This window comes from Xanthobacter wiegelii (assembly GCF_043193855.2).
Classification (GTDB): domain Bacteria; phylum Pseudomonadota; class Alphaproteobacteria; order Rhizobiales; family Xanthobacteraceae; genus Xanthobacter; species Xanthobacter flavus_A.
The window spans coordinates 3,599,677-3,624,334 of sequence record NZ_CM195529.1 but is presented as its reverse complement, the minus strand read 5'-3'; the positions used below and the strand labels follow the sequence as shown (position 1 = coordinate 3,624,334).

Annotated in this window: 24 protein-coding genes; 6 read left to right on the top strand and 18 right to left on the bottom strand. The window is 68.3% G+C overall.

What is annotated here, in order from left to right; genetic code table 11:
• Positions 1-3: 3 nt before the first annotated feature.
• From V5F63_RS16880 to V5F63_RS16870, 3 genes are read right to left on the bottom strand one after another with little or no spacing between them, the layout of a single operon-like run.
• On the bottom strand, positions 4-843 hold the full coding sequence (locus tag V5F63_RS16880; protein ID WP_394100821.1) for a fumarylacetoacetate hydrolase family protein: 840 nt from the start codon (positions 841-843) through the stop codon (positions 4-6).
• On the bottom strand, positions 840-1,604 hold the full coding sequence (locus tag V5F63_RS16875; protein WP_394100822.1) for a hypothetical protein: 765 nt from the start codon (positions 1,602-1,604) through the stop codon (positions 840-842). Before V5F63_RS16875 ends, V5F63_RS16880 begins: the two co-directional genes overlap by 4 nt.
• 11 nt (positions 1,605-1,615) lie before the next feature.
• A complete protein-coding gene (locus tag V5F63_RS16870) occupies positions 1,616-2,659 on the bottom strand; it encodes an NAD-dependent epimerase/dehydratase family protein (protein ID WP_394100823.1) in 1,044 nt (347 codons plus the stop codon).
• A gap of 292 nt (positions 2,660-2,951) precedes the next feature.
• Here V5F63_RS16870 and V5F63_RS16865 point away from each other — a divergent pair, with 292 nt between their 5' ends.
• Positions 2,952-3,806, top strand: a complete 855-nt coding sequence (locus V5F63_RS16865; protein ID WP_209484180.1) for an IclR family transcriptional regulator — start codon at positions 2,952-2,954, stop codon at positions 3,804-3,806.
• A 25-nt stretch (positions 3,807-3,831) separates the two neighbouring features.
• Positions 3,832-5,241, top strand: coding sequence for an enolase-like domain-containing protein (locus V5F63_RS16860; RefSeq protein ID WP_394100824.1), 1,410 nt, complete (start codon positions 3,832-3,834; stop codon positions 5,239-5,241).
• Here V5F63_RS16860 and V5F63_RS16855 read toward each other — a convergent pair.
• The 13 genes from V5F63_RS16855 to V5F63_RS16795 form a co-directional block, all read right to left on the bottom strand.
• A complete protein-coding gene (locus tag V5F63_RS16855) occupies positions 5,231-6,136 on the bottom strand; it encodes an AEC family transporter (RefSeq protein WP_209484176.1) in 906 nt (301 codons plus the stop codon). The genes V5F63_RS16860 and V5F63_RS16855 overlap by 11 nt on opposite strands.
• 61 nt (positions 6,137-6,197) lie before the next feature.
• Positions 6,198-7,130, bottom strand: a complete 933-nt coding sequence (locus V5F63_RS16850) for a YncE family protein (RefSeq protein WP_394100825.1) — start codon at positions 7,128-7,130, stop codon at positions 6,198-6,200.
• Positions 7,127-7,675: an SRPBCC family protein gene (locus V5F63_RS16845; protein ID WP_394100826.1), complete on the bottom strand. Its 549-nt coding sequence runs from the start codon at positions 7,673-7,675 to the stop codon at positions 7,127-7,129. Before V5F63_RS16845 ends, V5F63_RS16850 begins: the two co-directional genes overlap by 4 nt.
• Positions 7,672-8,643, bottom strand: a complete 972-nt coding sequence (locus V5F63_RS16840) for a vWA domain-containing protein (RefSeq protein WP_394100827.1) — start codon at positions 8,641-8,643, stop codon at positions 7,672-7,674. Before V5F63_RS16840 ends, V5F63_RS16845 begins: the two co-directional genes overlap by 4 nt.
• Entirely contained in the window at positions 8,643-9,221 is a 579-nt protein-coding gene (locus V5F63_RS16835; protein ID WP_394028087.1) for a beta/alpha barrel domain-containing protein, read from the bottom strand. Before V5F63_RS16835 ends, V5F63_RS16840 begins: the two co-directional genes overlap by 1 nt.
• Positions 9,218-10,261: a vWA domain-containing protein gene (locus tag V5F63_RS16830; protein WP_394100828.1), complete on the bottom strand. Its 1,044-nt coding sequence runs from the start codon at positions 10,259-10,261 to the stop codon at positions 9,218-9,220. Before V5F63_RS16830 ends, V5F63_RS16835 begins: the two co-directional genes overlap by 4 nt.
• On the bottom strand, positions 10,261-11,130 hold the full coding sequence (locus V5F63_RS16825) for a nonribosomal peptide synthetase MxaA (protein WP_394100829.1): 870 nt from the start codon (positions 11,128-11,130) through the stop codon (positions 10,261-10,263). Before V5F63_RS16825 ends, V5F63_RS16830 begins: the two co-directional genes overlap by 1 nt.
• A gap of 70 nt (positions 11,131-11,200) precedes the next feature.
• On the bottom strand, positions 11,201-12,061 hold the full coding sequence (locus V5F63_RS16820; RefSeq protein WP_394100830.1) for a DUF58 domain-containing protein: 861 nt from the start codon (positions 12,059-12,061) through the stop codon (positions 11,201-11,203).
• A complete protein-coding gene (locus V5F63_RS16815) occupies positions 12,058-13,089 on the bottom strand; it encodes an AAA family ATPase (RefSeq protein WP_209484164.1) in 1,032 nt (343 codons plus the stop codon). Before V5F63_RS16815 ends, V5F63_RS16820 begins: the two co-directional genes overlap by 4 nt.
• 180 nt (positions 13,090-13,269) lie before the next feature.
• Positions 13,270-13,560 (bottom strand): methanol dehydrogenase [cytochrome c] subunit, encoded by a 291-nt coding sequence (locus V5F63_RS16810; protein WP_245327663.1) that lies wholly within the window; start codon positions 13,558-13,560, stop codon positions 13,270-13,272.
• Between the two features lie 47 nt (positions 13,561-13,607).
• Positions 13,608-14,210, bottom strand: coding sequence for a cytochrome c(L), periplasmic (gene moxG, locus V5F63_RS16805; RefSeq protein WP_394100831.1), 603 nt, complete (start codon positions 14,208-14,210; stop codon positions 13,608-13,610).
• A 45-nt stretch (positions 14,211-14,255) separates the two neighbouring features.
• Complete coding sequence (gene moxJ / locus V5F63_RS16800; protein ID WP_394100832.1) at positions 14,256-15,215, bottom strand: methanol oxidation system protein MoxJ; 960 nt, start codon at positions 15,213-15,215, stop codon at positions 14,256-14,258.
• 140 nt (positions 15,216-15,355) lie between these two features.
• Entirely contained in the window at positions 15,356-17,242 is a 1,887-nt protein-coding gene (locus tag V5F63_RS16795) for a methanol/ethanol family PQQ-dependent dehydrogenase (RefSeq protein ID WP_394100833.1), read from the bottom strand.
• 652 nt (positions 17,243-17,894) lie between these two features.
• Between V5F63_RS16795 and V5F63_RS16790 the strand changes: the two genes are divergently transcribed.
• Genes V5F63_RS16790 through V5F63_RS16780 form a run of 3 tightly spaced genes read left to right on the top strand, consistent with a single transcriptional unit; the run spans position 17,895 to position 20,619 of the window.
• A complete protein-coding gene (locus tag V5F63_RS16790; RefSeq protein ID WP_394100834.1) occupies positions 17,895-18,455 on the top strand; it encodes a hypothetical protein in 561 nt (186 codons plus the stop codon).
• Positions 18,452-19,972 carry a histidine kinase gene (locus V5F63_RS16785; protein ID WP_394100835.1) on the top strand — a complete coding sequence of 507 codons (1,521 nt, stop codon included), beginning with the start codon at positions 18,452-18,454 and terminating at the stop codon, positions 19,970-19,972. Before V5F63_RS16790 ends, V5F63_RS16785 begins: the two co-directional genes overlap by 4 nt.
• Positions 19,969-20,619, top strand: coding sequence for a response regulator (locus V5F63_RS16780; protein ID WP_209484152.1), 651 nt, complete (start codon positions 19,969-19,971; stop codon positions 20,617-20,619). Before V5F63_RS16785 ends, V5F63_RS16780 begins: the two co-directional genes overlap by 4 nt.
• A 7-nt stretch (positions 20,620-20,626) precedes the next feature.
• Here V5F63_RS16780 and V5F63_RS16775 read toward each other — a convergent pair whose 3' ends face one another.
• Complete coding sequence (locus V5F63_RS16775) at positions 20,627-21,796, bottom strand: amidase (protein ID WP_394100836.1); 1,170 nt, start codon at positions 21,794-21,796, stop codon at positions 20,627-20,629.
• A gap of 155 nt (positions 21,797-21,951) precedes the next feature.
• Here V5F63_RS16775 and V5F63_RS16770 point away from each other — a divergent pair, with 155 nt between their 5' ends.
• Positions 21,952-22,845, top strand: coding sequence for a LysR family transcriptional regulator (locus tag V5F63_RS16770; protein WP_394100837.1), 894 nt, complete (start codon positions 21,952-21,954; stop codon positions 22,843-22,845).
• 80 nt (positions 22,846-22,925) lie between these two features.
• Here V5F63_RS16770 and V5F63_RS16765 read toward each other — a convergent pair whose 3' ends face one another.
• On the bottom strand, positions 22,926-24,653 hold the full coding sequence (locus tag V5F63_RS16765) for a recombinase family protein (RefSeq protein ID WP_394100838.1): 1,728 nt from the start codon (positions 24,651-24,653) through the stop codon (positions 22,926-22,928).
• Between the last annotated feature and the right edge of the window lie 5 nt (positions 24,654-24,658).

The window sequence follows — 24,658 nt, the reverse complement described above, 5'->3', positions numbered from 1 at the left end:
TCCTCAGACCACGGATTGGCGCTGCTCGCCGAGGCGGGCGATGCCGAGGCGCACCTCCTGCCCGCGGGCGAGATAGACCTGCGGCTTCAGCCCCAGCCCCACCCCCGCCGGCGTGCCGGTGATGATGAGGTCGCCGGGCTCCAGCGTCATGAAGCGGCTGACATAGGAGACGATCTCCGCCACCTTGAAGATCATGTCGCCGGTGGAACTGTTCTGGCGCATCTCGCCATCCACCGAGCACCACAGATCGAGGGCCTGCGGGTCGCCCACCTCGTCCGCCGTCACCAGCCAGGGGCCGAGGGGGCAGAAGGTGTCGTGGCTCTTGCCCTTGGTCCACTGCCCGCCGTGCTCCAATTGGTGGGCGCGCTCGGACACGTCGTGGGCGATGCAGTAGCCGAACACATGGTCGAGGGCGTCCGCCTCGGACACCTTGCGAGCGGTGGTGCCGATGACGACGCCCAGCTCCACCTCCCAGTCGGTCTTTTCCGAGCCTTCCGGCAGGCGGATGGCGTCATAGGGGCCGCACAGAGAAGTGGTGGCCTTCATGAAGAGGATGGGCTCTTCGGGAATGGGCAGGCCGCATTCGCGGGCGTGGTCGTGATAATTGAGGCCCACCCCCACGATCTTGCCGATGCCGGTGAAGGGCGGGGCGAGGCGCACCTCCCCCTCCACCACCGGCAGGGAGAGCGGGTCCACCGCCTTCAGCGCAGCAAGGCGGGCGGGATCGGCGATGAAGGCGGCGTCGATGTCCGGCACGATGTCGGACAGGTCGCGAACCGTGCCGTCGGCGGCGAGGAGGCCGGGCCGCTCGGCACCGGCCGCGCCATGGCGCAGGAGCTTCATGGGGTGAGCCTTTCGGGAATGCGGGTGTCCGCCGGGGTGGCGGCTTGCGCGTCCTGCTGCGCGGCGGCGGGCCGGCGCAGCTGGGCGGACTGGATGCGGTTTTCCAGCCAGTAGAGGCCGGGATTGATCTCGGAGGCGCCATCCCCCACCAGGGCATCGAGCCGGCGCCCGGCCGCCTCCGCCTGGTCGCGGTCGAGGGCCTCGATGGTGAACAGATATTGCTGACGCCCGGGCCCGCCGGAATAGATGCGGCGCTCGGCCGTCATGATGCCGGAGATGGCCTCGTCCACCTCATAGAGGCCGCCCGAAAGAACGCCTGAGGTGTCCTGCGCCACCGCCGCGCGGACCATCTCCGCCAGGGTTGCGGCATCGGCCTTATGGTCGAACCGGCGCTGGAGGATGTAGGGGGCATAGCCCCCCGCGAAGCCGACCCGGCAATGGTTGCGGTAGAGCGAGCGCACCGGATTGCGGAAGTGGGTGAGCGCCTCGCTGGTCCAGGGCGTTGGCCGGTTCAGCGCGGCGAGATAGGCCGCGCTGCCCAGCACCTCGGGGCCTTCCGTGACATAGCACATGAAGAAGCGCGGGCTGCCGTGGACGGCGCGATAGCGCCGCCCCTCGATGAAGCCGGGAATCCCCACCCGCTCCGGCATATGCTCGCAATTGTGCCATTCCTGATAGCTGAGTTCGTACTCCGCATCGATGTCGGCCCAGAAGCCCATAAAGCCGAGGGCGGGGCCGGGATGGGGCTCTTCGCGGGTCATGGCGGCGGCGCTCAGAAGAGGCCGTCGCGGACTTCGTACCGCGTGGGCTTGCCATAGATGGCGCCGCCCTTCTCCACCCAATGGGCCACCCAGTCGATCATCCGGGCGAGCGGCACGTTGGGATAGCCGAACAGGCGCTGGGCCTGGAACGTGCTGTTGGCCCAGCCGGTGGGCTCTTCCTCGCCCTCGAAGATGGGCGCCTTGCCGAACTTCTCGCCGAACGCATGGGCGATGGCCCGCACGCTCGCCTGCTCCGGTCCGCCGATGTTGATGGGGGTTGTGGGCACCGTGCAGTGCTTCAGGCAGCGCAGGATCTGCGCGTTGGAATCCCCTTGCCAGATCACGCTGGCATGGCCGGTGCGGATGGGGATCGGCTCGCCGCGATGCACCCAGCTGGCGATGTCGTGCAGCACGCCGTAGCGCAGGTCGATGGCATAGTTCAGCCGGGCGAGGCGGCCCGGCGTGCCATGCACGTGGGAGCCATATTCGAACGCCCGCTCGCGGCCGACGCAGGAGTTCGCATAGTCCCCCACCGGGCGCGGCTGCACCCGCTCGTCCCAGCCGTTATGGGCGAAGACGCCGAACGGATAGACGCACAGGGTGGAGAAGGCGACGATGCGGCTGTCGCGGAAGTGGGAGGCGACAGTCGCGGGCACCATGGTGTTCATGGCCCAGGCGAAGGAGGGGTCGTCATTGGTGCCGAACTTCTTGCCGGCCATGTAGACGACGTTTTTCACCTTGGGCAGCTGCGCGACGGCGTCCGCATCCAGGAGGTCGCAGCGGATGGTCTCGATGCCGAAACCCTCCAGCTCCTCCTTGGACCCGGCTTCAGAGAAGCGCGCCACCCCGATCACCCGCTTCTCCGGCGCAGCCCTCTTGGCCATGCGGGCGAGGGAGGGGCCGACCTTGCCCGCGACACCCAGAACGATGATGTCCCCGTCCAAAGTGGCGAAGTCGTCCACCAGCCCCTGGGTAGGCCGGGAGACCAGCTCCTCGAGCTGCTCCTCGGTCTCGATCAGGTCCGGCACGGTGTCGAAGGTCAGGCGTTCACTCACGAATCCACTCCCATTTTTCCTGACAGGCCTCGAATGGCACCCGAACGGGTGGTTCAACCGCCCCGAACCGGGGCCTGAACCGTCTCGAACCCTGGTGGGTTCGGGTGCCGGCCTGCTCATTTATTGGGTAACGCCGTTACCCATATCTATAGGGCTAGATTCGTCCAAAGTCGGAGTCAAGCGGGTATTTTCGGTTCAGCTTCGCAGTTTGTGCGCCGATCTGGCCTTGTCACGCTCGAAATGATAGATAACATCGTTATCAGTGATGCGCGTGCGTCGAAGGGTTGATGAGATGGCGAAAGTTGCGGCCGGGGTCCGTCCCGAGAAGATCGACGAGACAATCGTCTCGGTGGAGCGCGCCTTCGACATCATCGGGATGCTGGCCGATTCCGTGGACGGCTTCCCTCTGGCCGAGATTGCCCGTCGCCTCGACCTGAACAAGGCCATCGTCTCCAAGCTGTTGAATACGCTGGAGTCCCAGATGCTGGTGTGGCGCGACGAGCGGGCCCAGCGCTATTACCTCACCTACCGCATCAGCAACCTCGGCCTGCGCCACCTGCAGACCAGTCGGCTGCTGGACCAGTGCTCGGCGGCGCTGCGGCAGCTGGCGGAAGAGACGGGCGAGCTGGTGCGCCTCGCCATCGTCGAGCCCGGCGGGCAGAGAATCGTGTGGGTGCAATCCTTTGCGGGCAGCAAGAGGTCGCTGCGCATCGATCCCAACTATACGCTGGAGATCGGTCTTCACACCCACGCCACCGGCAAGGCGTGGCTCTCGACGCTGCCGTTCGCCGATGCCCTCAAGCTGTTGATGCATCAGGGCATCGAGGCGTCCACCGCGCATTCCAAGACCTCCATTTCCGACATTCGCGCGGAGCTGGAGGAGGTGGCGCGGCGCGGCTTCGCGCTGAGCTATGAGGAGAATGAGCTGGGCGTGGGCGCCGTCGCCGCCCCCATCCTCGCCTCGACGCTGGGCGGCGCACCGGAATGCGTGGGCGTGGTGAGCCTTGCCGCCCCCACCAACCGCATGAGCCGGGCGGACCTCGAAAGCTGCGGCTCCTTCGTGATGGCGACCACCCGCCGGCTGGGCGAGACCTGGCCGCTGGAGGCCCGCGCCCGCAGCGGCGCCTTCCCGCGCATGGTCGAATAACCAGCGCAAATACAAGGATATAATCATGGGAGAGGACGCGGCGCCGCGCGTGCGGCTGGCCGAGGCGAACCTGCGCGAGCGCGCGGCGAAGCTGCGCATGCCCTTCCGCTTCGGCGTCGCGACGCTGCGGGAGGTGCGGCAGGCGGAATTGACCGTGCGGATCGAAGCGGCGGACGGCGGGGGCGCAGTGGGCATCGCCGCGGAATGCCTTCTGCCCAAATGGTTCGATAAGAATCCCGCGCTCTCCGACGACGACAATGTGGAGCAACTGCGCACGTCCCTGGCGATCGCGCTGGAGCTGTACGCCGCCCTCCCGGCGGACACGCCGTTCGGCCTTTCCGCAAGCGTTTACAAGGAGCAGCAGGCCCGCTGCGCCGCGCTGGGTCTCAACCCGCTGGTCGCTTCCTACGGGCCGGCGCTGGTGGACCGGGCCATTCTGGATGCCACCGGGCGGATGCTGGGGCTGTCCTTCGCGGCGATGATGCGGGGCAATTTGGCAGGTATCACCGTTAGCTCCGGCCTGACCGGGGACCTTGATGGCTTCGACATCGCCCAATTCCTGGGCAATTTGCAGCCCCAGGATACCATCGGCGTGCGCCACACCGTGGGCATGGTGGACGCTCTCACCGCCGCCGATCCCCTCGAAGGCCCCCCGGACGGCCTTCCACAAACCCTTGAGGATGTTGTCAAAACTTACGGCTGCCGCTTCTACAAGCTGAAGGCTGGCGGCGACATGGCCGCCGATCTGGACCGCCTCACCCGCATTGCCGCGGTGCTGGATGCCGGGACTGCCCAGTATCACGTCACTCTGGATGGCAACGAGCAGTATTCGGACGTGGAGGTCATCGTCGAACTGTGGCGGCGCATGTCGGAAATGCCTGCGCTTTCAAGGCTTTGCGCCTCCACCCTCTACATCGAACAGCCCATCCGCCGCGCCGTCGCCCTGGAGCGGGAGGTGGGGGCATTGGCATCCCTGAAGCCCGTGATGATCGACGAATCGGACGCCACCCTGGATGCCTTCCCCAAGGCTATCTCTTTGGGATATAAGGGTGTTTCCAGCAAGACCTGCAAGGGCTTCTACAAATCCACCCTCAACGCCGCCCGCATCGCCAAGGCCAATTCGGAGCTGGGCGAAAGCCGATTTTTCCTTTCCGCAGAAGACCTTTGCACCTGGTCCGGCATCAGCACCCAGCAGGACCTCGCCCTCGTCTCCCTCCTGGGCCTGACCCATGTCGAGCGCAACGGTCACCATTACCTCGACGGCATGTCGTTTGCCCCTGAGGCGGAGCAGGCGGCCTTCCTCGCCGCCCATCCGGACCTCTATCACCGGCCCCCGGGAGGGCCGGTTCGCCTCGCCGTCGCGGATGGGGAGGTGAGGCTGAAATCGCTTCAATGCCAGGGATTTGCGGTCGGTGTCACCCCCGTCATGGACTGATGACGAGCCCCCACCACATCCAGGCGGTGAGCATGGAAAGCGGCACGCCGATGCCGATGACGAGGGCCACGAGGTCCGGCTCCAGATCGTGGTCGAGCGCGATGATGCTGGCCCCGAGCATGGGCGGCATGGCCATCTCCAGCATCGCCACCTGCGCCACCGGATCACTGGTTCGTCCAAGCGCCGCATACATCAGGAAGATGGCCAGCGGCGCCAGCAGCAGGCGATAGCCGAGCCCCACCGCCAGCGCCCCCAGGCGGCCGGAAATGCGATCAAAACGAAGGGCATAGCCCACGGCCGCGAGGGCGATGGGGGTGAGCGTCCGGGCCAGCGCTTCGACCAGTTGGTCGAGCCAATCCGGGCGCGGCAGATCGTTGGTGGCGAAGGCGATCAGGATGGCCCAGAAGGGGGGGAAGGTGGCGATCCGCTTCGCCACGGCCCGCCAGTCGAAATGCCCCGCGCTTGCAACAGCCGCAATGGCCAGGCCCAGTGTGGACAAAGCAAGGTAGGAGCCGAACAGGTCGATGACGATGCCGAGCCCCAGCCACTGGCTGCCGGCAAAGGCCGCGATCATGGGCAGGCCCACGAAGGATGTGTTGCCCCAGCCGCCCACCAGCAGCAGCGCGCCGGCTCGCCGGTGCGACCAGCCGAAGGCCCTGCACAGCGGCACGATGACAAGGATTGCAAGGATGGCGCCGATCCACGGCGTCGCCGCCGCGAGCCACCACCCGTCATCCATCTTCAGGCCATGGACGCTGTGCAGCGCGGTCGCCGGCAACGCCACATTGATCACCCATCCGCCGAAAGCCTTGGTGGCGGTGTCGGGCAGCCGGCCAGACCAGCGCAATACGACGCCGATCAAGAGGCAGGTGAAGATCAGTGAAATCTCGTGCATGGCCCCATTCCGCATTCCGGTCCAACCGGAACGCGGCGGGAGCTTGGGCGCAAGCGGAATTTCAGGGAATCAATGCCATCACCCGTGGACCGTCGCAGACCGGGATGCGGGCGGCGATGGTGAAATCATCGAGGGTCACGACGGTGACGCGGTTGGCGAACCACTCGGCCACATAGGCACGGCCGGTCGTCCCATCCACAAGTACGCTTTCCGGCGATCCGCCGAGGCGCAGGCGCTTGGTGATGGTGCCCGCCGAGAGATCGATCAAGTCGAGCGTTCCGCCCTGCTGGTCCGTGACGAGCAGCAGATCGCGGCCGGGCACGAAGGCGACACCATAGGGCATTTTCATGCCGCCGATACGCGTAACCTCATGATTGGACTTGGTGATCAGCGCCACATCCCCGCCGCGCACATCCGCCGCCGCCACCCGCGTGGGTGAGGTGGCGTCGAGGGCGTAGGGAGCGCGGCCGACGGGGATTGAGGTCATTCGGGTGAAGGCGGACAAGGCGATCACGCTCACGGCGTCGCTCTCCCGGTCGGCGCTGTAGAGGGTGCGGCCCTCAGGATCGATGGCGAGGTGAGCCGGCGCCCGGCCCACCGCGAGCGTTCCGGTGACGGCAAGGGTGCGCGGATCGACGCGCAGGATCCTGTCGCCGGACCAGTCACCGACGTAGAGGGCCTCCCCGTCCGGGGCCGCCGCGATGCCGAAGGGCTGCCCGCCGATCCGGGCGGTGGCGACCACCGTCCGTGTCTTCACGTCGAGGTGGGTCAGCAGGCCGATGTCCGGATGGGTGATGAAGGCGGACGCGCCGTCGGGGGACAGCGTGATGCCGGCCGGCACCTTGTCCACCTTCACCCGCGCCGAGACGGTGCGGGCTGCCGTGTCGATCACGTCCACCTCCGCCGCGCCCTGGCAGACGGCGAGGAGCGTGCCGGCGGCGGCGGGCCCGCTCCAGCCCAAGGCCAGAATGGCGAGCGCGGCGCGCCAGCTCATTTGCCTTCCGCCTTGGCCTTCAGCCCGTTGACCCCCGCCTCGAAGAAGGCCGTCATTGCCGCGACGGCGGCCTCGTCGTTGAGCTCGTCGGGCGGGAAGTTCGAGGTATCGCCGCGATAGAAGCGGCCGGCCATCACCACCTCGCTCTTTCCCCCGCCGGCGTCGCTCACGCTGAGGGTGATGGTGTAGAAGCTCACCGGCATGGCCTCCACATTCTCGGTGTTGAGGCGCCACGACAGGCTGCGCTGGGCGGTGTCCACGTCATCGAGCCCGTCGGTGATCTCGCCCTTCTCCAGCACCAGTACGCGCTCCGCACCGGCCGTGTTGCCGCCCTTGGCCTTCACCGCCTTCACCATGGGATGCCAGGCGCCGATGCCGGCGAAATCCCCAGCGATCTTCCACACCGCGTCGGGAGCGGCCGCCACGGCGGCCTTGGCCTCGGCCTTCTGCGGGGTCGGCCCGTGCGCCTGCGCGGGAGCGGCGAGCGCGAGCAGGAGGCCGAGGGCAGGCAGCACCGCGTGGCGGCAGAGAGCGGCAAAGATCATGACGGGGAAATCCTTCGGTTACGCGGAAAATCGGGGCGTCGGTGCCACAGCTGCGCCAGATAAAGGGCTGCGAGCAGAAGCAGGGCGAGGGTGGCCGGCAGCGGGGCGGTGTCGAGCGTGCCTTCGACCGGCCGGGGGCGGGCCGATGCCTTAATTGCTGCGGAGAGGCGCGCGGCATCGGCCAGCGGCGCGTAGGTAAGGCCCGTTGCGGCGGCGAGGTCCTTGAGATGGTTGGTGCGCACCGCGCTGAGATGCTCCTGCCCTGTGGCGTCCTCCGCGCCCCAGGGGGCGTTGCGCGGGTGCCAGCCCTCGCGCTGCTCGGAGCCGGTGGGCGGCAGGCCGTGGCGGTTCTCCTGCGGCACGTCGGTCATGGCGTAGAAGCCGATTTCCCGACCATCCCGGTCGAACTTGGGGATGGGCGCGGGCGTCTCGCCGCCGACCCCGACGATAAGGCCGCGCACCTTACCCGGCGCGCCGGAAAAGGCTGGCGCGCCCGAGGCCGGCAGCGGCGGTGCCTCCTGTCCGTCGGTGAAGAAGAGGAGATCGGCGTCAAGCGGCCCGGCGAGGTCGATGGCGGAATAGAGGCCGGACGCGATGTAGCTGTCGCCCTCCCACGCCATCCGCCAGTCGAGTGCGCCGATGGCGCCGTCCAGCGGGGCGAAATCGGCGCAGACCTCCACCGGCTCGAACAGCAGAAAGGTGCGCCGCTCGGTGAACATGCCAAGCCCCATGCGCGAGCCGCAGGGCAGCCGGGCCGCCAGCGCGCCGAGGGCGCGCTTCACCGTGTCGAGCCGCGAGGACGGGTGGCCCTCGAAGCTGTAGTCCCGCACGTTCATGGATCCGGTGATGTCTACAACCGCCAGCAGCCGGTATGCGTCGGTCGTCTTGGAAAGGCGCGGCGCGATGGTGGCCGCAAGGGCCAGCACGCAGGTCGCTGCGAGGGCGAGGGTGCGCAGGTTCGGCCGCATCAGGGCAGGCCCTTCGGCAGGCCGGGCAGATCGGTCCACAGGCGTTTCGGCGTCTCCTGCGCCTCGTCCTGCTGGTCCTGCTCGATCTGCGGGAAATCGCGCACGAGGCGCATGGCGATGTCGAGATTGTACTTGGCGTCCCAGAAATCCGGCGCGCGCACGAGGGCCGCGCGATAGCCGGCCTTGGCGAGGCGCACCTGCGGCACGGCGGGGTCGATCTCGGTCTTCTCCAGAAATGAGACGGCGACGGCGAGACGGGCGTTGGCAAGGTCGTACAGGCCGGCGACCGCGAGCGGGCTGCCGCTCGCCGCCAGCCGGTCCACCAGCGGCTGCGCCTCGTCCAGCCGGTCGCGGATCATGAGGAAATGGGCGCGGGCCAGGAGCAGGCGATCCGGCGCATCGGGCGCCACCGGCACGTCGCGGCCGGAGGCGAGCGCGGCGATCGTTCGGTTGGCGTTGGCATTCAGGGCCATGCGGACACCCGTCACCGCCATCACCGCCAGCGCAAGGATCAGCACCGCGAGGGACACCAGCGCGGCGAGCCGGCTTAGGCGGATGGGGGGCGCGCGCAGGCTCATGCCGCCCTCCGGGTTTCGATGCCGGGGAGGCCGGAGGCAGTGTTCCGTCGGGCACCAAGGCCGCGCTCGGCGAGGCGCGCGGCCAAGAGGAGCGCGGAGGCAGCCGCGGCGATGGCGTAGCAGAGGCGGGCGAAGTCGCGGCGCGGAATGCGCTCCAGATAGGCGATGGGCTGGCTCTCCTGCCGGTCGATCTCGGCAATGGCGTTCGCCACGGCTTCCGGACTTCCGGCCTCGAAAGCGCGGTAGGGCACGCCGAGGCTGGCGAGGAACAGGTTGAGGTGGCGCTCCGGCATGGCCTGCGGCGTGTCCTCGCCGGGCACGCGCGGCTTGTCGAAGATGCCGGGCGAGCCGACCGTGCGCAGGAACAGCCAGTACAGCCGGACCGGCGCGCGCTTCAGGGAATCGCGCAGCGCGGCCTGGACGCGTGGATCGATGACGGCGGCGCCGTCGGACACCAGCAGCACCGCGCGTGCGCCGCCCAAACCGGCCGTCGCGTCGAAGCTGTCGAGGGCGAGGGCGAGGCCCCGCCCCACGTCGGTCAGGGCAAGGCCCGGCCGGTCGATGGCCGCCACCGCCGCGGCGACCGCCTCGTGATGGTCGGTCAGCGGCATCACCGGGATGGGCGATGTGGAGAAGGCGGCGATGCCGATGCGGTCGCGCGGGCGGCGGACCAGAAATTCCGTGAGCAGGCGCTTGGCGGCGGCGGATTTCGATTCCTCGCCGGCACCGGGCGCCCGGTCGGCGAAGGTGTTGTCCATGCTGGCGGAGCGATCGATGAGCAGCATCAGATTGGCGCCGGAGCCGATGCGCTCGATCTCCCGCGCCTTCAGGTTCAGGCCGGCGAGGCCCAGCACCAGCGCGGCGATGGCCAGCGCTCCCGCGAGCCGGATGCCGAGGGAGACGGCGATGGAAAGCCCGTCGCGCGGCACCAGCGCCACCGCCGGCAGCACCGAGCCGTGCAGGGGGAGGGCCGCGAGCGGGAGGAGGGCTAGCGCCAGCAGGAAGAGGAGCGCGGGATGGTCCACGTCGAGGCTGAACATCACGCCGCTTCCTCTCGCGTGCCGCCGCGCCGCTCGATGGCAGAGAGCCGCCGGGCGAGGTCCAGCAATGCTGCGGGCGGGAACAGGGCCATGGCTCCTTCCGGATCATCGCCGAAGAAGGCGACGCGGGAGGCGGTGAAGAAGCGGTCGATTTCCCGGGCCTCGCCACCGAGGGCGGGCCGCTCGGCGAGGAACGCGGACACATCCTCGCCAAACAGCCGGTGTCCGGCCGCCGCGTCGAAAGCGCGGTGGAGGAGTTGCAGGGCATCTTCGTAGCCGAGTGGCGCGTCGAGGTCGGGAAGCCGACGCATGTGGCGCAGGGCGGCGGCGAAGGGGCGGCTGCGGCCGGCGAACGGTCCCCATCCCGAGGCCGCCGCGAACACGATGAGGCTCGCCGCCGCGACGATGGCCGCCGCCGCCGCGAACCGCGCATCGGGCGCGAGGGGGTAGGGGCGCGGGCGGATGTCCGGCTGGAGCGCCATGGGATTTCCCCGCTGGCTGGCGACCAACTCGCGCAGGGGCGAGGAGACGAAGGTCCAGGCGGGAATGGTCAGTGTCTGGCGCGCGTCGCCCGTGCCTGCGTCTTCCCTGCGCGCGGCGAGCGGCACGGCGGGAATGGTCAGCGCGCGCGGCTCCAGCGGAGAATAGAAGGTCTGGTAGGTGAGGGTGAGGCGATAGCGCGGGGTGCCGTCCGGCGCGGTCTCCGGTTTCATGTCGAGGCGCTTGAGGTCCAGCCAGTAGGTGACCGAGCGCGGGCGGGGCAGGGCGCTTTCATCCAGATGCCAGCCGGCATCGAGGGTGACGACCGCCTCCAGCGAGATGGTATCGCCGATGTAATAGCCGAAGGCGCGCGGCGCATAGAGATCCACGCCCGCTGCGCGGATCGGGGTGGCCGCCAGCAGGAGGCCGGCAAACGCGAGTACCGCCCTTCGGCAGGGCCTAGCGGCGGGCAAGAAAGGCGACCAGCGCATCGGGGTCAAACCTGTCCACGAGGTGGAAGGGCGTGTATCCACGCGCGGCGAAGCTGGACTCGAGCGCGGAAAGCCGCGCGTGCGCCGCCGCCTGCCAGCGGGCGCGAAGGCGCGGTCGCATGAATACAAGCCGGCGCCCGCCCGTCTCGGCATCGGCGACTTCCATGAGCCCCCATGCCGGAACATCGCCCTCGGCGCGGCTGTCGCGCACCACCACTGGCACCACGTCGTGCCGCCACAGGGCATCGAGGGTGAGGTCGAGATCGGCCTGCGGCATGAGAAAGTCGGAGACGAGGAAGACAAGACAGCGCCGCCGCGGCAGGCGCTCGGCTGCGGTCGCGAGCCCTTGCGCGCTCATGCCCGCGGGCTCTGCGCCGGCGAGGGTGGCCGCCACCTGCGCGCCCAGCCCCCGGCGCCGTGAGGCGGGAATGAACGCATCGGCGCGAACGCCGTCCCCGGCGCCGATGAGGGTGAATTCATCCCCCGTCGCCCCGGCGGATGCGGCGAGTGTCGCGGCGAGGCGCGCGACTTCCGCGCCCGTGCTGTCGAAGCCCATGGAGCCCGAAAGGTCGGTGAGCACGGCGACCGTCGTGGCGCGTCGCGGGGCGAAGGTGCGCACGTGCACGCCCTCGAACGGATCGCGCAGCGAGGCGCGCAGGTCGATGCGGCGCGGATCGGGCCGGGCGACCAGAGGAACGAGGGCGCGGAAGGTGCCGTCGCCGCCGTCGCCCTGCCCGGGATGCGCGCCGGGATGCACGCCGCGCGGGCGCCATCTGAGGCGGTAGGGCACGACGGTGCGATCGAAATCGCCTTCCATACCCCCGCTCATGGCGCGGGCACCGTGGCGAAGGCGGCGCGGCAGAGATCGGCGGCGATCTCCTCGCGCCGCATCTCATAGACCGGATCGAAGAAGATGCGATGCGCCATCACCTCCGGGAAGACGGCGCGCAAATCCTCCGGCACGATGATCTCCCGTCCTTCCAGCCATGCGCGCACGCGGGCAGCGCGGATGAGGAAGGACATCCCCCGCGGGCTCGCACCGCCCTGCACCAGGCGGTCCATGCGCACGCCGGGCAGCGTGATGCCGGCGCGGTCTGGCGTGCGGATCGCGTCCCACAGCGCGATGGTATAGGCGACGATGGCGTCGCTCGCGGGAATGGCGTTCTGGATCTCGCGGGCGACCTGATCGAGGTTGCGGTGGTCGATGACCGCCTCGGGCACCTCCGCGATGAGGCGGTCGGTGTCGTGAAAGCGCGGCTCGAACACCAGCGCGCGACGCGCGGCGAAATCCTCCGGCGCCTTCACCTGCACTTCCATGAAGAAGCGGTCGCGGGCGGCGGCGGGCAGCTCGAAGGTTTCTTCCCGCTCCACGCGGTTGCGGTCCGCGAACACCTGCAGGAAAGGGAAGACATATTCGCGCCCAAAGGCGGCAACCGTGCGTTCCGCCATCAGCCGCAGCAGCATGGCGTGGACCTGCGGCCGCGCGCGGTTGATTTCGTTGAAAAAGAAGACCGAAAGCTCCGGCCCCCGGCGCAGGAGCGGTCCGGGATCGACCCGCGGGCGGCCGTCCTCGCCGACGCGCGCGTCGTAGACGAGATCCGCCGGCATGAGGTCGATGGTGCCCTCCACCCGCTCATAGGCACCGCCGATGGCGCGGGCGAGCGCGCGCAGCAGCGTTGTCTTGCCGACGCCGACGTCGCCCTCCAGCAGCACGTGGCCGCGGGCGAACACCGCGATGGTCAGAAGGCGGATCACCCGCTCCTGCCCCAGCACGATGCGGCCGACCGCGTTCTCGAAATCGAGGGCGCGGGCGCGCCACTGGGCGAGCGCGCCGTCCGTGTCGGCGATGGCGTGCATAGGGCTTCCCCTTGGCCGGTAGGTCGAGGCCTCAGCGGCAAGAAAGGCGCAGCCGACGGGCGGGGGCGGCTCTCCCGCACGCAGGCCCGAGCGGCTGCGCCAGTTGCCCACCATCCATCGGAGGATTGCCCGGCTTTGCTGAAGGCTCAGCCTTGCTGGTGGGGGTCGGAAAAAGCTGCGTCAGTTTGCCGGAATCTTGCTTACGTCGTAGACGAACTGCCCGGTCTTCTGAAAATACTCGACGCGCTTCTTGTTGCGCGCTTCCATCTGGGTGATGGATTCGGCTTGCTTGGCGATCTCTGCCGGATTGTGCTTGGGGTCGTACTTGCTGCCGGCCACCTTGTCGGGATAGCCGGGCTTCGGCTCCCAGCAATTGCCGGGCGCCTTGCAATTGGTGCCGTCATAGGCGGCGGCGCCGCCGGCGGCGAGGGCCGTCACCGCGAACGCGGCGGCAGCGGCGAGCACGGGCATGCGAACCTTATGCTTCATCTTGTCGTCCTCCCTTCTCTCTTGCCTTCTCACTTGCTCCCAGCCGCGGTCGCGGCCGTCGCCTTGCACACCGGGGCCTTGTCGAGATCCGGCGTCTTGTCTTCCTTGTCGTCGAAGCGCTTGAAGGCCGCGCGCTGCGCCGGGGTCAGCCAAACCGCATCGTTGGGGTCGTCCTTGTAGATGTGGCGCACCCAGGCCATCACCAGCAGCATCTCGTCGAGATTGAGCGCGCCGTACATCGGCCCCATCTGTCCCTGCGCGCCGCCGAAGATGGTCTCGAACAGGCCCTGGTCGGTCATGTTCTTCGGATACGTCCAGTAGCTGTCGTTGAGGCCGGGGCCGATCTTGCCCTCGCCGTAATGGCCGTGGCAGCCCGAGCACATGGACAGGAACAGATCCTTGCCCTTTGGCAGGCAGGATGCATTTTCCAGGTACATGTTGACGCCGGTGGCGAGGAATTTCTTCACCGCTTCCGTATCTCGCCCTTCCTCCGGCGCATCTGACAGGTCGAGGGGCTGGCCCGTTACCGTATTGGTGAAGTTGAGCGTGGCCTGCGCGGCAAGCGCGAAGCCGGACACGAAGGCGACGGCGAGGAGGGCCTTGACGCCCCGCGACAGAAATCGGCTGTGCATTGGACCTTCCAGAAAATCAGATTGAAAAGGCGGCGCCGCGTCGGCTCATGAATTGGGCTTCAGCAGGGGGATGCCCTCTTCCGCCAGGATCTCGTCGATCTGCGGCCGCGCCTTCACCAGCGCCGCGTCGATCTGGGCGAGGAGCGCGGTGTCGCCGAGCCGCACGGCGACCGACTGGTCATAGTGGAGGGGCAATTCGGTGCCGTCGAACTTGGTGAGCGAGGTGCCGGCGAGGTTCATGCGCAGGGGCACCTGCGAGGACTTCACATAGCGGGCCACCTCCGGCGCGAAGGCGAAGGCGATGTCGGCCTCGCCATTGGCGACCTCCGAGACGACGCGCTCGCCCGGCACCTGCACATACTGGTTCCGGGGCGAGCGGAAGTTGACCAGACCGTAGAGATAGGCTGCGTTATCCTCATACTTGCCGAGGCGCTTCAGCACGGTCTCGCCGGGCGAATAGAAGCGGATGACGAAGCGGTTGAGCGCCTTCACCTGCGGGTCGTTCCAGTCGGCCGCCGTGATGTTGCGGTCGGTCTTCGTCACCAGCACGTAGGACGTGCGGTAGTAAGGCTTGGAGCTGAGGACCCGCGTATCTCCGGTGTCGACGCCCATCACCACGTCGCAGAGCTTGGCGTCGAGCTGGTCGCGGACCTGGTAGATGGCGGGCTTGGAAGTCCATACAAAGACCGCCTTGCGGCCCATGGCCTGCGCCAGCACGCCGGCGATGCGGTTCTCGAAGCCCTTGCCGTCCTTCTGCGAGAAGGGGGCTTCCACCTCGGAGGCACAGACGCGCAGGATCGAGGGATCGGGCGGCGTCGCGGCCTGCGCCGGTGCCGCCGAGCCCTGGTTGGCGGTCTGTGGCGACATCTTGCCGGATTCCGCCGTCTGCGCGAGGGCCGGCGCGGCGAAGAGGGCCAGCGTCCCGGCGAGAAGGGCTCCGGCGACGAGATGGCCGGGGGCGGACGTCGCGGCGTGGCGCGCGGATGTGCTCGCAGAACAGGTCATCGGTTGGGCCTCCGTCTGGTTCGCGTCCGGTCGCGCCGCCTTGCGGCAGGCGATCTGGATTGCGATTGATGCGCTCGTTTCGAAAGAAGAAACCGGCCGCCGCCCGGGAGCGGCGGCCGGCAAGGGGCGGTTGTCGGAGGTCAGCCGCCGGAAGCGTATTCACCCACCTTCGGGTCGTCGTAGGGGCCCTTGCCGTCGAGCGAGAACACCATCACGCCGCCACCCATCTGGGTGTAGTTCTGCAACTGCTTGAACGCGCCCACGGAGCCGAGGCCGGCGGTGGGGTCGTTGAGGTCGAACACCAGGCCCACGCCCGGCCAGCCGCCGACGCCGTAATAGATGGCGACGTACTGCACGCCCTTGTGGGTGTAGGTCATGGGATGGCCGATGACGCCAGAGGGCAGCTTGAACTTCCACAGCAGCTCGCCGGTGTCGCTGTCGCGGGCCTTGATGAAGCCGTCCAGAGTTCCGTAGAACATCACGCCGCCGGCAGTGGCGAGCGTGCCGCCCCAGGCCGCGAAGCGCTCCATCACTTCCCATTTGTACTTGTTGTTGATGGCGTCGTAGGCCTTCACCTGGCCGAGACCTTCATAGGTCTGCTTGTTGCCCTTCGGGCCGGGATACATCCACAGCGTGGCACCGACGAAGAACTGGCCCGCGCGGTAGGGGAGCATGAAGGGCTCCCAATCCATGCAGATGTGGTTGATGCCCATGAAAAAGGACTGCCGCTCCGGGTCGTAGCTGTCGTGACCCTGGTTGTGGTAGCCCATCGCCGAGGGGCAGATGTCGCGGCCCTTGTGGTCCATGCGCGTCGCGTATTCGGGATCGCGCTGGGGCAGGCCGGTCTTAAGGTCCACCTGCTTCACCCAGTTCACCGTGTCGTCGATCTTGTCGGCGGACACGAGCGAGCCGTCGGTGCGGTCGAGGGTGTAGACGATGCCGTTGCGGTCCGGATGCGTCAGGAGCTTGCGCATCTTGCCGGTCTTGTCCTTCTGCTCGGAGAGCATCATGACGTTGACGCCGGCATAGTCCCATTCGTCGTGCGGGGTCTTCTGGTAGCCGAAGTGCGCCTCGCCGGTGTCGATGTCGCGGCCCCAGATGGTCATGGTCCACTTGTTGTCGCCGGGACGCATGGTCTCGTTCCACGGCGCGGGGTTGCCGGAGCCGTAGTAGATCATGTTGGTGGAGGGATCGAAGGCGTACCAACCCCAGTTTGTGCCGCCGCCGATCTTCCAGGCGTCGCCTTCCCAGGTGCCGGTGCCGAGGCCCTTCTGGCCATATTGGGGATTGGCCTTGTTGAAGTCGTCGGCGAGCTTCACCTGCTCATCCGGGCCGGTGGCATAGGCCCGCCACTTCTGCGCGCCGGTCTTCACGTCATAGGCGGTGACGTAGCCGCGCACGCCGAGTTCGGCGCCGGAGGAGCCCACCAGCACCGTGTCCTTCACCACATAGGGCGCGATGGTGAGGGTGGAGCCGACCTTGATGTCGGAATTCTCCAGCTTCCAGAACTCCGCGCCGGTCTCGGCATTGAGCGCCACGATGTGGCCGTCGAGCTGGGTCTTGAGAATGAGCGGCGGGGTCTTGCCGTCGCCGGGCCAATAGGCGAGGCCACGGTTCACCACGTCGCAGCAGGCGACCGCGCGGGCGGTGGGGTTCTGCTTTGGCTTGTGCTGCCACAGGATGTGGCCGGGATCGTCCAGGCCCACCGCGAACGTCGTGTTCGGATACGGCGAGTGTATGTACATCACGTTGTTGACGACGAGCGGGGTGCCCTCGTGGCCCGACAGCACGCCGGTGGAGAACGACCAGGCGGCGCGAAGCTGCTTCACGTTCGTCTTGTTGATCTGTTTTTGCGGGCTGTAGTTGTTGGCGTCGTAATTCTTGCCGGTCATCGGCCAGTTCTCGTCGCTCTTGGCGATTTCGACGAGCTTGTCGTTGGCGAGCGCCTGCGTATTGATGGCCGCCGAGCCCGCCGCCAGGGCGAGGGTCACGGCGCAGAGGGAGACGGAAGAAAACAATCTCGTCATTTGGCGTTTCCTTGGGTGGTTCCTCACTCGGTTGGACTTGTCCCTCCGCGCTCCTGCGTATCCCGCGCGGCCGGAAAGGGCAGCGCAGGGGGCGCGGGAGCCGGAGCTTCCCCTCCGCCGGCGCGCGCAGGCTCGACCAGCTCTCCCGGGACCGGGACAGCGGGAATCGCACCTTGCGGGACAGCAGAGATGGTGGTGGCCAGGGTGGCGGTCGTCCTCCGATTGCGACCTGAGACCCGCTTCTTCTTTTTCTTATTGAATTCTTATGGTTCTTAATCTTGTGTGATGACACTTGAAGCCGTATCGGAACCTTTGTCTGCCGATCATTCGGCAATTCAATATGGGAACACTTGGCAAACACGGTTGCCGAAATTCCATAAGTAGCTGATAAGTATGCGGTTTGTCCGGTCGTTCCGTGGCGTTCCCGCCGCCGCGACTTTCGCGCTATTTGTGCCTCCGCCAAGGATGTTATGCTTTATATCCATGGGGTTTTCGCGAAGATGGATTCTGGATGCATCTTGTTCCAAGAAAATATTCAGGGATCCTTGCGGTGCGAGGCTGTGCGTGGGCGATGAAATTATCCGCACGTCCAGCAGAATCCGCACGTGGGATTGCTTTGGCGGAGCTGCATCGCCGTGCGCCTTGCCTTGGGATGGCGCGCGCCAAACGCCGCGCCATTTGCTTTTGCGCGGCGTTGGGCGCGCTCGCGTTGGCCTCCTGTGGCGAGGAGGACGAGCGGCGGCCGGTCGCCTCCAGCCAGGCACCCTCTCAGCAGGCCATGTCGCCGTCAGGTGCCTCGATCGCCAGCCCGAGAGGCGCCGGGGCGGGGCGCGAATGGCTGGATGTGGGCGACGCCACCGCGCCCGAGGTGTTTCTCGCCACGCGGTCCACACCGAAGGGAGCGCCCCCTGCGTCGCCGGAGGCGGTGGCTGAGATCGCCGCGCTGCTCGGCGAGGCCGACGTGGTCTTCGACGAGAACCGGCGCATGCTTGCGAACCGCACGCTCCAGCTTGAGCGGATGCTCGGCGAGATCTCCGTGGTCGAGACCCCGCAGGCGCTGCTCGCGGGCTTCATCGCGGTCGGTCGCGCGGTGGGGCGGATCGGCTATAGTGATCTGTGCCAGCACTATTTCAATCTGCGCGCCGCCGGAGCGCGCCGCGCGGAGGCCCTCGCCGTGCTTGCCACGCCGGCGGCCGAACGGAGGAAACCATGAGCGTCCACCCCGCCCCGGGGACTGCGCTGCCGCAGGGCATCGCGCGCGCAGGGCAAACGGGCGCCAGTGAGGCGGAAGCGGCGCAGGCCGGTTCGCGCCGGGTCTCGCTGCGCACCCGCGTGCTCGGCGCCGTCCTCGCCATCAATCTGGTCGCCGCCGTGGTGGCGGGTGCCGTGGTGGTGGTGAATGCGCGGGTCGCCGCGGGGCGCGAGATGGTGGCGTCCATCGAGATGGCCGAGAACATGGTCCGCGAGGTGGCAGAGCGCGTCGCCACGGAGCCCGGTACAAGCCTTGCCGCGGCCTTCCCGCCGCACCTGCGCCACCTGCGTCATGTGAGGATCTCCCTCGAGGGGCCGGACGGGCGCCCGGCCGTGCTGCCGGCCGATGGCGCGCCGGCCCCCAGTGACGCCGCGCCCTCATGGTTCGCCCGGCTCATCGGCGTATCGCAGGTGACCCGTCGCATCGACGTGGTGGCCGATGGCATGCTCATCGGTCGCGTGCGCATTGAGGGCGTGCCGGACGACGAGGTGGCCGAGGTCTGGGACGACGTGTTCGATTTCGCCAGCGTCGCCCTCGCGGTGAATTTCGCGATTCTCACGGCTCTGTTCGTGGCGTTGGGACAGGTGCGGCGCGATCTCTCCCGGTTTCGCGACGGGCTGGACGAACTCGAGCATAACGAGTTCGCCTGCCGCGTCGAGCCGCCCCGCACCCGGGAGCTCGCCGAGGTGGCGGAGCGTTTCAACACCTTCGCCGAGACCCTCGGCGCTGCCCGCGAGGAGAATGCCCACCTCTATGCCCGCCTTGTGAGCCTGCAGGAGGACGAGCGGCGCCAGATCGCCGGAGACCTGCACGACGAACTGGGGCCGCTCATGTTCGGCCTGAAGGCCAGCGCCGATTCGCTCGCCCGCCTTGCCGCCACGGCGCCGGCCGAAAATGCCGAACGCATGGTGGCGCGGGCGAGGAGCCTCATCGAGATCGTGGAGCGGATGCAGGTGGCCAACCGCCGCCTCCTCACCCGCATCCGCCCCGCGGCGCTTGGCCATGTGCCGCTCAAGGACGTGCTTTCCAGCCTCGTCGGCGATTTTCGCCAGCACGATCCCGACCGGCGATTCGCGCTGGAGGCGGGCGTGCTGGCCGATCACTACGAGCCGTCGTTCGACGCCACCGTCTATCGCTGCGCGCAGGAAGGCATCACAAATGCCCTCAAGCACGGCAATGCCCGCTCGGTGCGCATCACCGTGGGTGAGGAGGGGCGGCGCGGCGGGGGGGCGCTGCTGCGTCTGGTCGTCGCGGACGACGGGGAGGGGCCGCCGGCCCTTCCGAAGGTCAGCCACGGCCTTTCGGGCATGACGGAACGGGTCCGCGCGCTGGGCGGCACGTGCCGGCTGGAGCGGGGCGCGCAGGGCGGCGCGCGCCTTTTGGTGGAGCTTCCGATCCCGTTGGGGCATGCTGCACCGGTATCCCCGGCCTCCGCCGGGGGCGGGCGTGTGCGTTCAGGGCCAGGGCATCCGGTATGACCAGCGTTCTCCTTATCGACGACCACCCCATCGTGCTGCAGGGCTGCCGGCACCTGCTGGAAGACGCGGGCGTCAGCGACCTGATGGAGGCGCAGACGGCGCTCGCCGGCTATCGCCTGTTCCGGCGCAAGCGGCCGGATGTGGTGATCGTGGACCTCGCCCTTAACGGCAGCGGCCTCGCCGGCCTCGCGCTGGTGCGGCGGCTGCGGGCGCATGCGGCGCGCATGCCCATCCTCGTCTTTTCCATGCACGCCGACCCGGTGATCGCCAGCCGCGCGCTGGAGGCGGGGGCGACCGGCTATCTCCTGAAGGACACCTCGCCCGACGACCTCATCGAAGCCTTCGAGAAGGTGCGGCGCGGCCAGCCCTACATCAGCCATGACCTTGCGCTGGAGGTGGCCCTGCTGGGAACGCGCGGGCGCAGCGGCGTGATGGCCGATCTCACCCCGCGCGAACTGCAGGCGCTGGCGCTGCTGGCCGAAGGCAAGGCCTATGGCCAGATCGCCGACGAACTGGGCGTCAGCTACAAGACGGTGGCCAACACCTGCTCCCAGCTGAAGGCCAAGCTCGGCGCGACCAACCTCGCCGAGCTCATCCACCGCGCCATACAGTATGTGGCCGGCGCCCCCGCCGGACGGAAGAACTAGTTCTGTTTCAGCCGAGCGCGCGGGCGAGGGCGAGCAGCATCTCGTCCTTGCCGCGCGGCGCCATGGCAGAAAGGCCGAGCGGGCAGCCGTCCAGCGTCGCCAGCGGCAGGGAGATCTGGGGCGTCCCGGCATGGCCGGAGAGGCACAGAAGCTCGATGGCGCGGGCGCGGAAGGCCTCCAGATCAGCCAGCGGCGTGCCGCGTAGCGGTGCGATGCCGGGTGCGGTGGGCAGGAGGAGAATGCCGTCCCCGCCCAAGAGCGCATCGATGCGGGCCCGCACCTCGTCCCGTAGGGCGCGCGCCTCGGCCACATCGGTGGGATCGAGCGTGGCTGCGGCGGCAAAGCGCTCCTTCACGCCCGGGCCGAAGTCCGGCTGGGCCGTGCGCACCCAATCGGCGTGGGCCGCCCAGGCGTCGGCCGACTGGAGGATGCGGAAGGCATTGCGCCAGTGGGGCAGGGCGCCGTGTGCGACATCCACCTCCTCCGCCGCCCCATAAAGCGCCGTGATCCGCGCCAGGGCTGGCGCCAGCGCCGCCGTCACCTGCGGCCCCGCCGCCTCGAACAGATCGCGGGCGAGGAGCAGGCGCGGCGCGGGCATCGACTGAACGCCGCCGAGCAGCACGGCGCCGACCTTTGCGAACGTCTCCCCGTCGCGGGCGAACCAGCCCACCGTGTCATAGGAGGGCGCCAGCGGCACGGCGCCATCGATGGGGATGCGCCCGTGGGTCGGCCGCAGGCCGATCAGGCCGCAATAGCTCGCCGGCAGGCGCACGGAACCGCCGGTGTCCGAGCCAATGGCGAAATCCACCAGCCCGCCGGCCGTCGCCGCCGCCGAGCCGGAGGAGGACCCGCCGGGAATGCGCTCCCGCGCGGCGGGGTTGATGGGCGTGCCGTAATGGTGGTTCTCGCCGTTGAGGCTCCAGGCCATTTCGTCCGTATGCGTCTTGCCGACGAGGCGGGCGCCGGCGCCGCGCAGCCTGTCCACAACCGGCGCAGTCTCGGACGTCACGGGGTGGCTCGCCAGCCACGCCGGGCTTCCCGCTGCGGTGGGCACGCCGGCGACGTGGAACAGGTCCTTCAGCGCGAAGGAGAGGCCGTCGAGCGGCCCGGCGCTTGTGGGGGCAAGCTCGAAATGGCCATGGGAGACGAAGGCGTCGAGCGTGTCATTCACCGGCATGAGCGATCCGTGGGGCGACGGGAGGGGCGGGGCGCAAGGCTTAGCCGATCCGCGCGGCCATGTCTTCGCCAGACCGTTCCCCTGCAACCGGGGCGGGGTTGGGCGGCGCGCCGGCTGCTGCTATCACCGGGACCGGGGCGCGCGGACCTTCAGCCATGTTCAACTGGAACGACCTGATCTTCTTCCTCGAACTGGCGCGGCAGGGCCGGCTGATGCCCGCCGCGCGGCGGCTGAAGGTGGACCACACGACGGTCTCCCGCCGCATCAGCGAGCTGGAGAAGGACCTTTCCCTCAAGCTGTTCGACCGCAAGCCCGACGGCTTCGTGCTGACCGAGCCGGGCCATCGCCTGTTCGCCGTCGCCGAGCGCATCGAGCAGGAGGCGGTGGGTGTCGAGGAGACGCTGCAGGCGGCCCCGAGCGCGCCGCGCGGGCATGTGCGCGTCGCCTCCATGGAGGGCATCGGCGCCTTCTACCTCGCCGAGCGCTTCGCGGAGCTGGCGGAGAAGGAGCCGGGGCTGGTGGTGGAGCTGGTCACCGAGCGCCATCTCATCAATCTCACCAAGCGCGAGGCGGACATCTCCATCTCCTTCGTGCCGCCGCAGGGCCAGCGTCTCGCGGTGCGCAGGATCGGCGCCTTCCGCCTCGCGCTCTATGCGGCGCCGGACTATGTGCGGCGCTTCGGCATGCCGAGGACGCGGGCGGAGCTGCCCTCCCACACCTTCGTGGACTATGTGGAGGATCTGGTCGCCATCCAGCCGGTGCATTGGCTGCTGGATGTGCTGGAGCCGCTGAAGGTGTCGTTCCGCTCCACCTCCATGCACGCCCAGCAGAATGCGGTGGCGCGCGGCGCCGGCATCGGGCTGTTGCCGCTGTTCTCGGCCAAGAGCAATCCGCGCCTCATCCCCATCCTCACCGACGAGGTGGTGGTGATGCGCGACATCTATGTGAGCGTTCACGAAGACCTGGAATTCATGGGCCGCTTCCGCGCCGTGCTCCAGCACTTGGCAGAGGTGGTGCAGCGGGACGCGGCCTATCTGACGGAATTCTGAGCCGATCGGCGGCCGCCGGGCGCCCGAACAGCCGTCATCCCCCGGCTTGTCCGGGGGATCCACCGGGCCGGCGCTCTGCCCTATGCAGCGGCCGAGCGGCCGGGTGGATGCCCCGGACAAGCCCCGGTTTTTACCGAGACCGACAAACGGGATGATGGGGTGTCAATCGCAGGCTTGTGGCCGGGTTTTCCGGTGCGTTCGATCCAATCGAGGATTGCGCCAAGCTCTCCTTGCAGGGTGATGGAGAGGTCGCGGCGCATCGGGCCGGGGGTGATGATGATGCCGTCGATGATCTCGCGGATCGCCTCGGCCGCCTCTGCCGCGTCGTCGGGGTGGTCGAGCGCGGCGGTCAGGCGCTCGATCCTACGCCGGTAGGTCTCGGCAATGCCGGGGTGGATGTCGGGAACGTCCTGTGGCGCGTCGGAGAGACGGGCGGTGAGGCTGTCCTGTCGGGCCTCAAGCTCGGTCAGGCGGTCGGACAGGGCGCGGTGATACCCGCCTTGCTCGATGACGCGCACGATCTCGGCAATGGCTTTCGTGATGTCGCCCAGTTCCTTGCGGCTGGCTTCGGCCGAGTTTCGGCGGTCGCGATTGAGCCGGTTGGTTTCCTCGGCATAGACTCGCATGGCCTCGGCGGCGATCTCCGGCGTCATCATTCGCTCGCACAGGCCGGCCAGCACACGCGCTTCCAGAGCCTTGCGGTCCACGGTGCGGGCGTTGTCGCAGCCATTGCCCAGCACATGATTGGTGCAGGCGTAGCGGTCCTGCCCGCGACGGGCATAGGAGCCGCCGCAGCAGCCGCAGAACAACAGGCCGGACAGCAGGGTGCGCGGGCGATGGGTGGCGTTGAGGCCGCCATTTCGGGCGAGGCTGCGCTTCATGCCCTCGCGCGATGCCTCGATCTGGGTCTTGTACCGAGCGGTCAGCTCGTCCTGCCGCGCCTTGGCGGCGTCCCATAGCTCCTGCGGCACGATGCGAAGCTCGGGAGCCTCCGAACGTATCCATTCGCTTTCGGGATTGACCCGATAGGCGAAGTGACCCGTATCGGGGTTTTTCAGCTTCTTCTGCCGGTTCCAGCGGATCACGCCGACGTAAAGCTCGCAATTGAGGATGCCGGAACTGATGATGCGGTTGCCCCTGATGGTGGTGTCGTTCCAACGCTTGCCGGTGGGGCTGGGGATGCCGTCGCGGTTCAAATCGGCGGCGATGCGCTGCGGCCCCTTTCCGGCGACATATTCGCGGAAGATGCGGCGCACGATCTCGGCCTGTTCCTCGATGATCTCGCGTTCGCCACGGATCGGCTCGCCGCGCGCGTCGAGCTGCTGGACGACGCGATAGCCATAGGCGTTGCCACCGCCAATCTTTCCGGCCTCGACACGGCCCCTGATGCCGCGATGGGTCTTGATGGCAAGGTCTTTGAGGAACAGCGCGTTCATCGTGCCTTTGAGGCCGACATGGAGCTCGTTGATCTCGCCCTCGGACAGGGTGAAGATGGTCACGCCCGCGAAGCGCAGGCGTTTGAAGACGCCCGCCACGTCTTCCTGATCGCGGCTGATGCGGTCCAGCGCCTCGGACAGCACCATGTCGAAGCGCCCTGCCTGTGCGTCGGCAAGCAGGGACTGGATGCCAGACCGGATCAGGGACGCGCCCGATATGGCCCGGTCGAAATAGGTCTCCGCGACCGTCCAGCCCTCGCGGGCGGCGCGCTCGCGGCACTGGCGCAACTGGTCCTCAATGGAAGCGTCACGCTGGTTGTCGGAAGAATAACGGGCATAGAGCGCAACGCGCGGCATCGGACGGGCAGTCATCGGGG

What these genes read in the sequence shown, in the direction of transcription:
- V5F63_RS16880 (WP_394100821.1), bottom strand. Translation starts at nt 843, where the DNA reads ATGAAGCTCCTGCGCCATGGCGCGGCCGGTGCCGAGCGGCCCGGCCTC.
- V5F63_RS16875 (WP_394100822.1), bottom strand. Translation starts at nt 1,604, where the DNA reads ATGACCCGCGAAGAGCCCCATCCCGGCCCCGCCCTCGGCTTTATGGGC.
- V5F63_RS16865 (WP_209484180.1), top strand. Translation starts at nt 2,952, where the DNA reads ATGGCGAAAGTTGCGGCCGGGGTCCGTCCCGAGAAGATCGACGAGACA.
- V5F63_RS16860 (WP_394100824.1), top strand. Translation starts at nt 3,832, where the DNA reads ATGGGAGAGGACGCGGCGCCGCGCGTGCGGCTGGCCGAGGCGAACCTG.
- V5F63_RS16855 (WP_209484176.1), bottom strand. Translation starts at nt 6,136, where the DNA reads ATGCACGAGATTTCACTGATCTTCACCTGCCTCTTGATCGGCGTCGTA.
- V5F63_RS16850 (WP_394100825.1), bottom strand. Translation starts at nt 7,130, where the DNA reads ATGAGCTGGCGCGCCGCGCTCGCCATTCTGGCCTTGGGCTGGAGCGGG.
- V5F63_RS16845 (WP_394100826.1), bottom strand. Translation starts at nt 7,675, where the DNA reads ATGATCTTTGCCGCTCTCTGCCGCCACGCGGTGCTGCCTGCCCTCGGC.
- V5F63_RS16840 (WP_394100827.1), bottom strand. Translation starts at nt 8,643, where the DNA reads ATGCGGCCGAACCTGCGCACCCTCGCCCTCGCAGCGACCTGCGTGCTG.
- V5F63_RS16835 (WP_394028087.1), bottom strand. Translation starts at nt 9,221, where the DNA reads ATGAGCCTGCGCGCGCCCCCCATCCGCCTAAGCCGGCTCGCCGCGCTG.
- V5F63_RS16830 (WP_394100828.1), bottom strand. Translation starts at nt 10,261, where the DNA reads ATGTTCAGCCTCGACGTGGACCATCCCGCGCTCCTCTTCCTGCTGGCG.
- V5F63_RS16820 (WP_394100830.1), bottom strand. Translation starts at nt 12,061, where the DNA reads ATGAGCGGGGGTATGGAAGGCGATTTCGATCGCACCGTCGTGCCCTAC.
- V5F63_RS16815 (WP_209484164.1), bottom strand. Translation starts at nt 13,089, where the DNA reads ATGCACGCCATCGCCGACACGGACGGCGCGCTCGCCCAGTGGCGCGCC.
- V5F63_RS16810 (WP_245327663.1), bottom strand. Translation starts at nt 13,560, where the DNA reads ATGCCCGTGCTCGCCGCTGCCGCCGCGTTCGCGGTGACGGCCCTCGCC.
- moxG (WP_394100831.1), bottom strand. Translation starts at nt 14,210, where the DNA reads ATGCACAGCCGATTTCTGTCGCGGGGCGTCAAGGCCCTCCTCGCCGTC.
- moxJ (WP_394100832.1), bottom strand. Translation starts at nt 15,215, where the DNA reads ATGACCTGTTCTGCGAGCACATCCGCGCGCCACGCCGCGACGTCCGCC.
- V5F63_RS16795 (WP_394100833.1), bottom strand. Translation starts at nt 17,242, where the DNA reads ATGACGAGATTGTTTTCTTCCGTCTCCCTCTGCGCCGTGACCCTCGCC.
- V5F63_RS16790 (WP_394100834.1), top strand. Translation starts at nt 17,895, where the DNA reads ATGGCGCGCGCCAAACGCCGCGCCATTTGCTTTTGCGCGGCGTTGGGC.
- V5F63_RS16785 (WP_394100835.1), top strand. Translation starts at nt 18,452, where the DNA reads ATGAGCGTCCACCCCGCCCCGGGGACTGCGCTGCCGCAGGGCATCGCG.
- V5F63_RS16780 (WP_209484152.1), top strand. Translation starts at nt 19,969, where the DNA reads ATGACCAGCGTTCTCCTTATCGACGACCACCCCATCGTGCTGCAGGGC.
- V5F63_RS16775 (WP_394100836.1), bottom strand. Translation starts at nt 21,796, where the DNA reads ATGCCGGTGAATGACACGCTCGACGCCTTCGTCTCCCATGGCCATTTC.
- V5F63_RS16770 (WP_394100837.1), top strand. Translation starts at nt 21,952, where the DNA reads ATGTTCAACTGGAACGACCTGATCTTCTTCCTCGAACTGGCGCGGCAG.
- V5F63_RS16765 (WP_394100838.1), bottom strand. Translation starts at nt 24,653, where the DNA reads ATGACTGCCCGTCCGATGCCGCGCGTTGCGCTCTATGCCCGTTATTCT.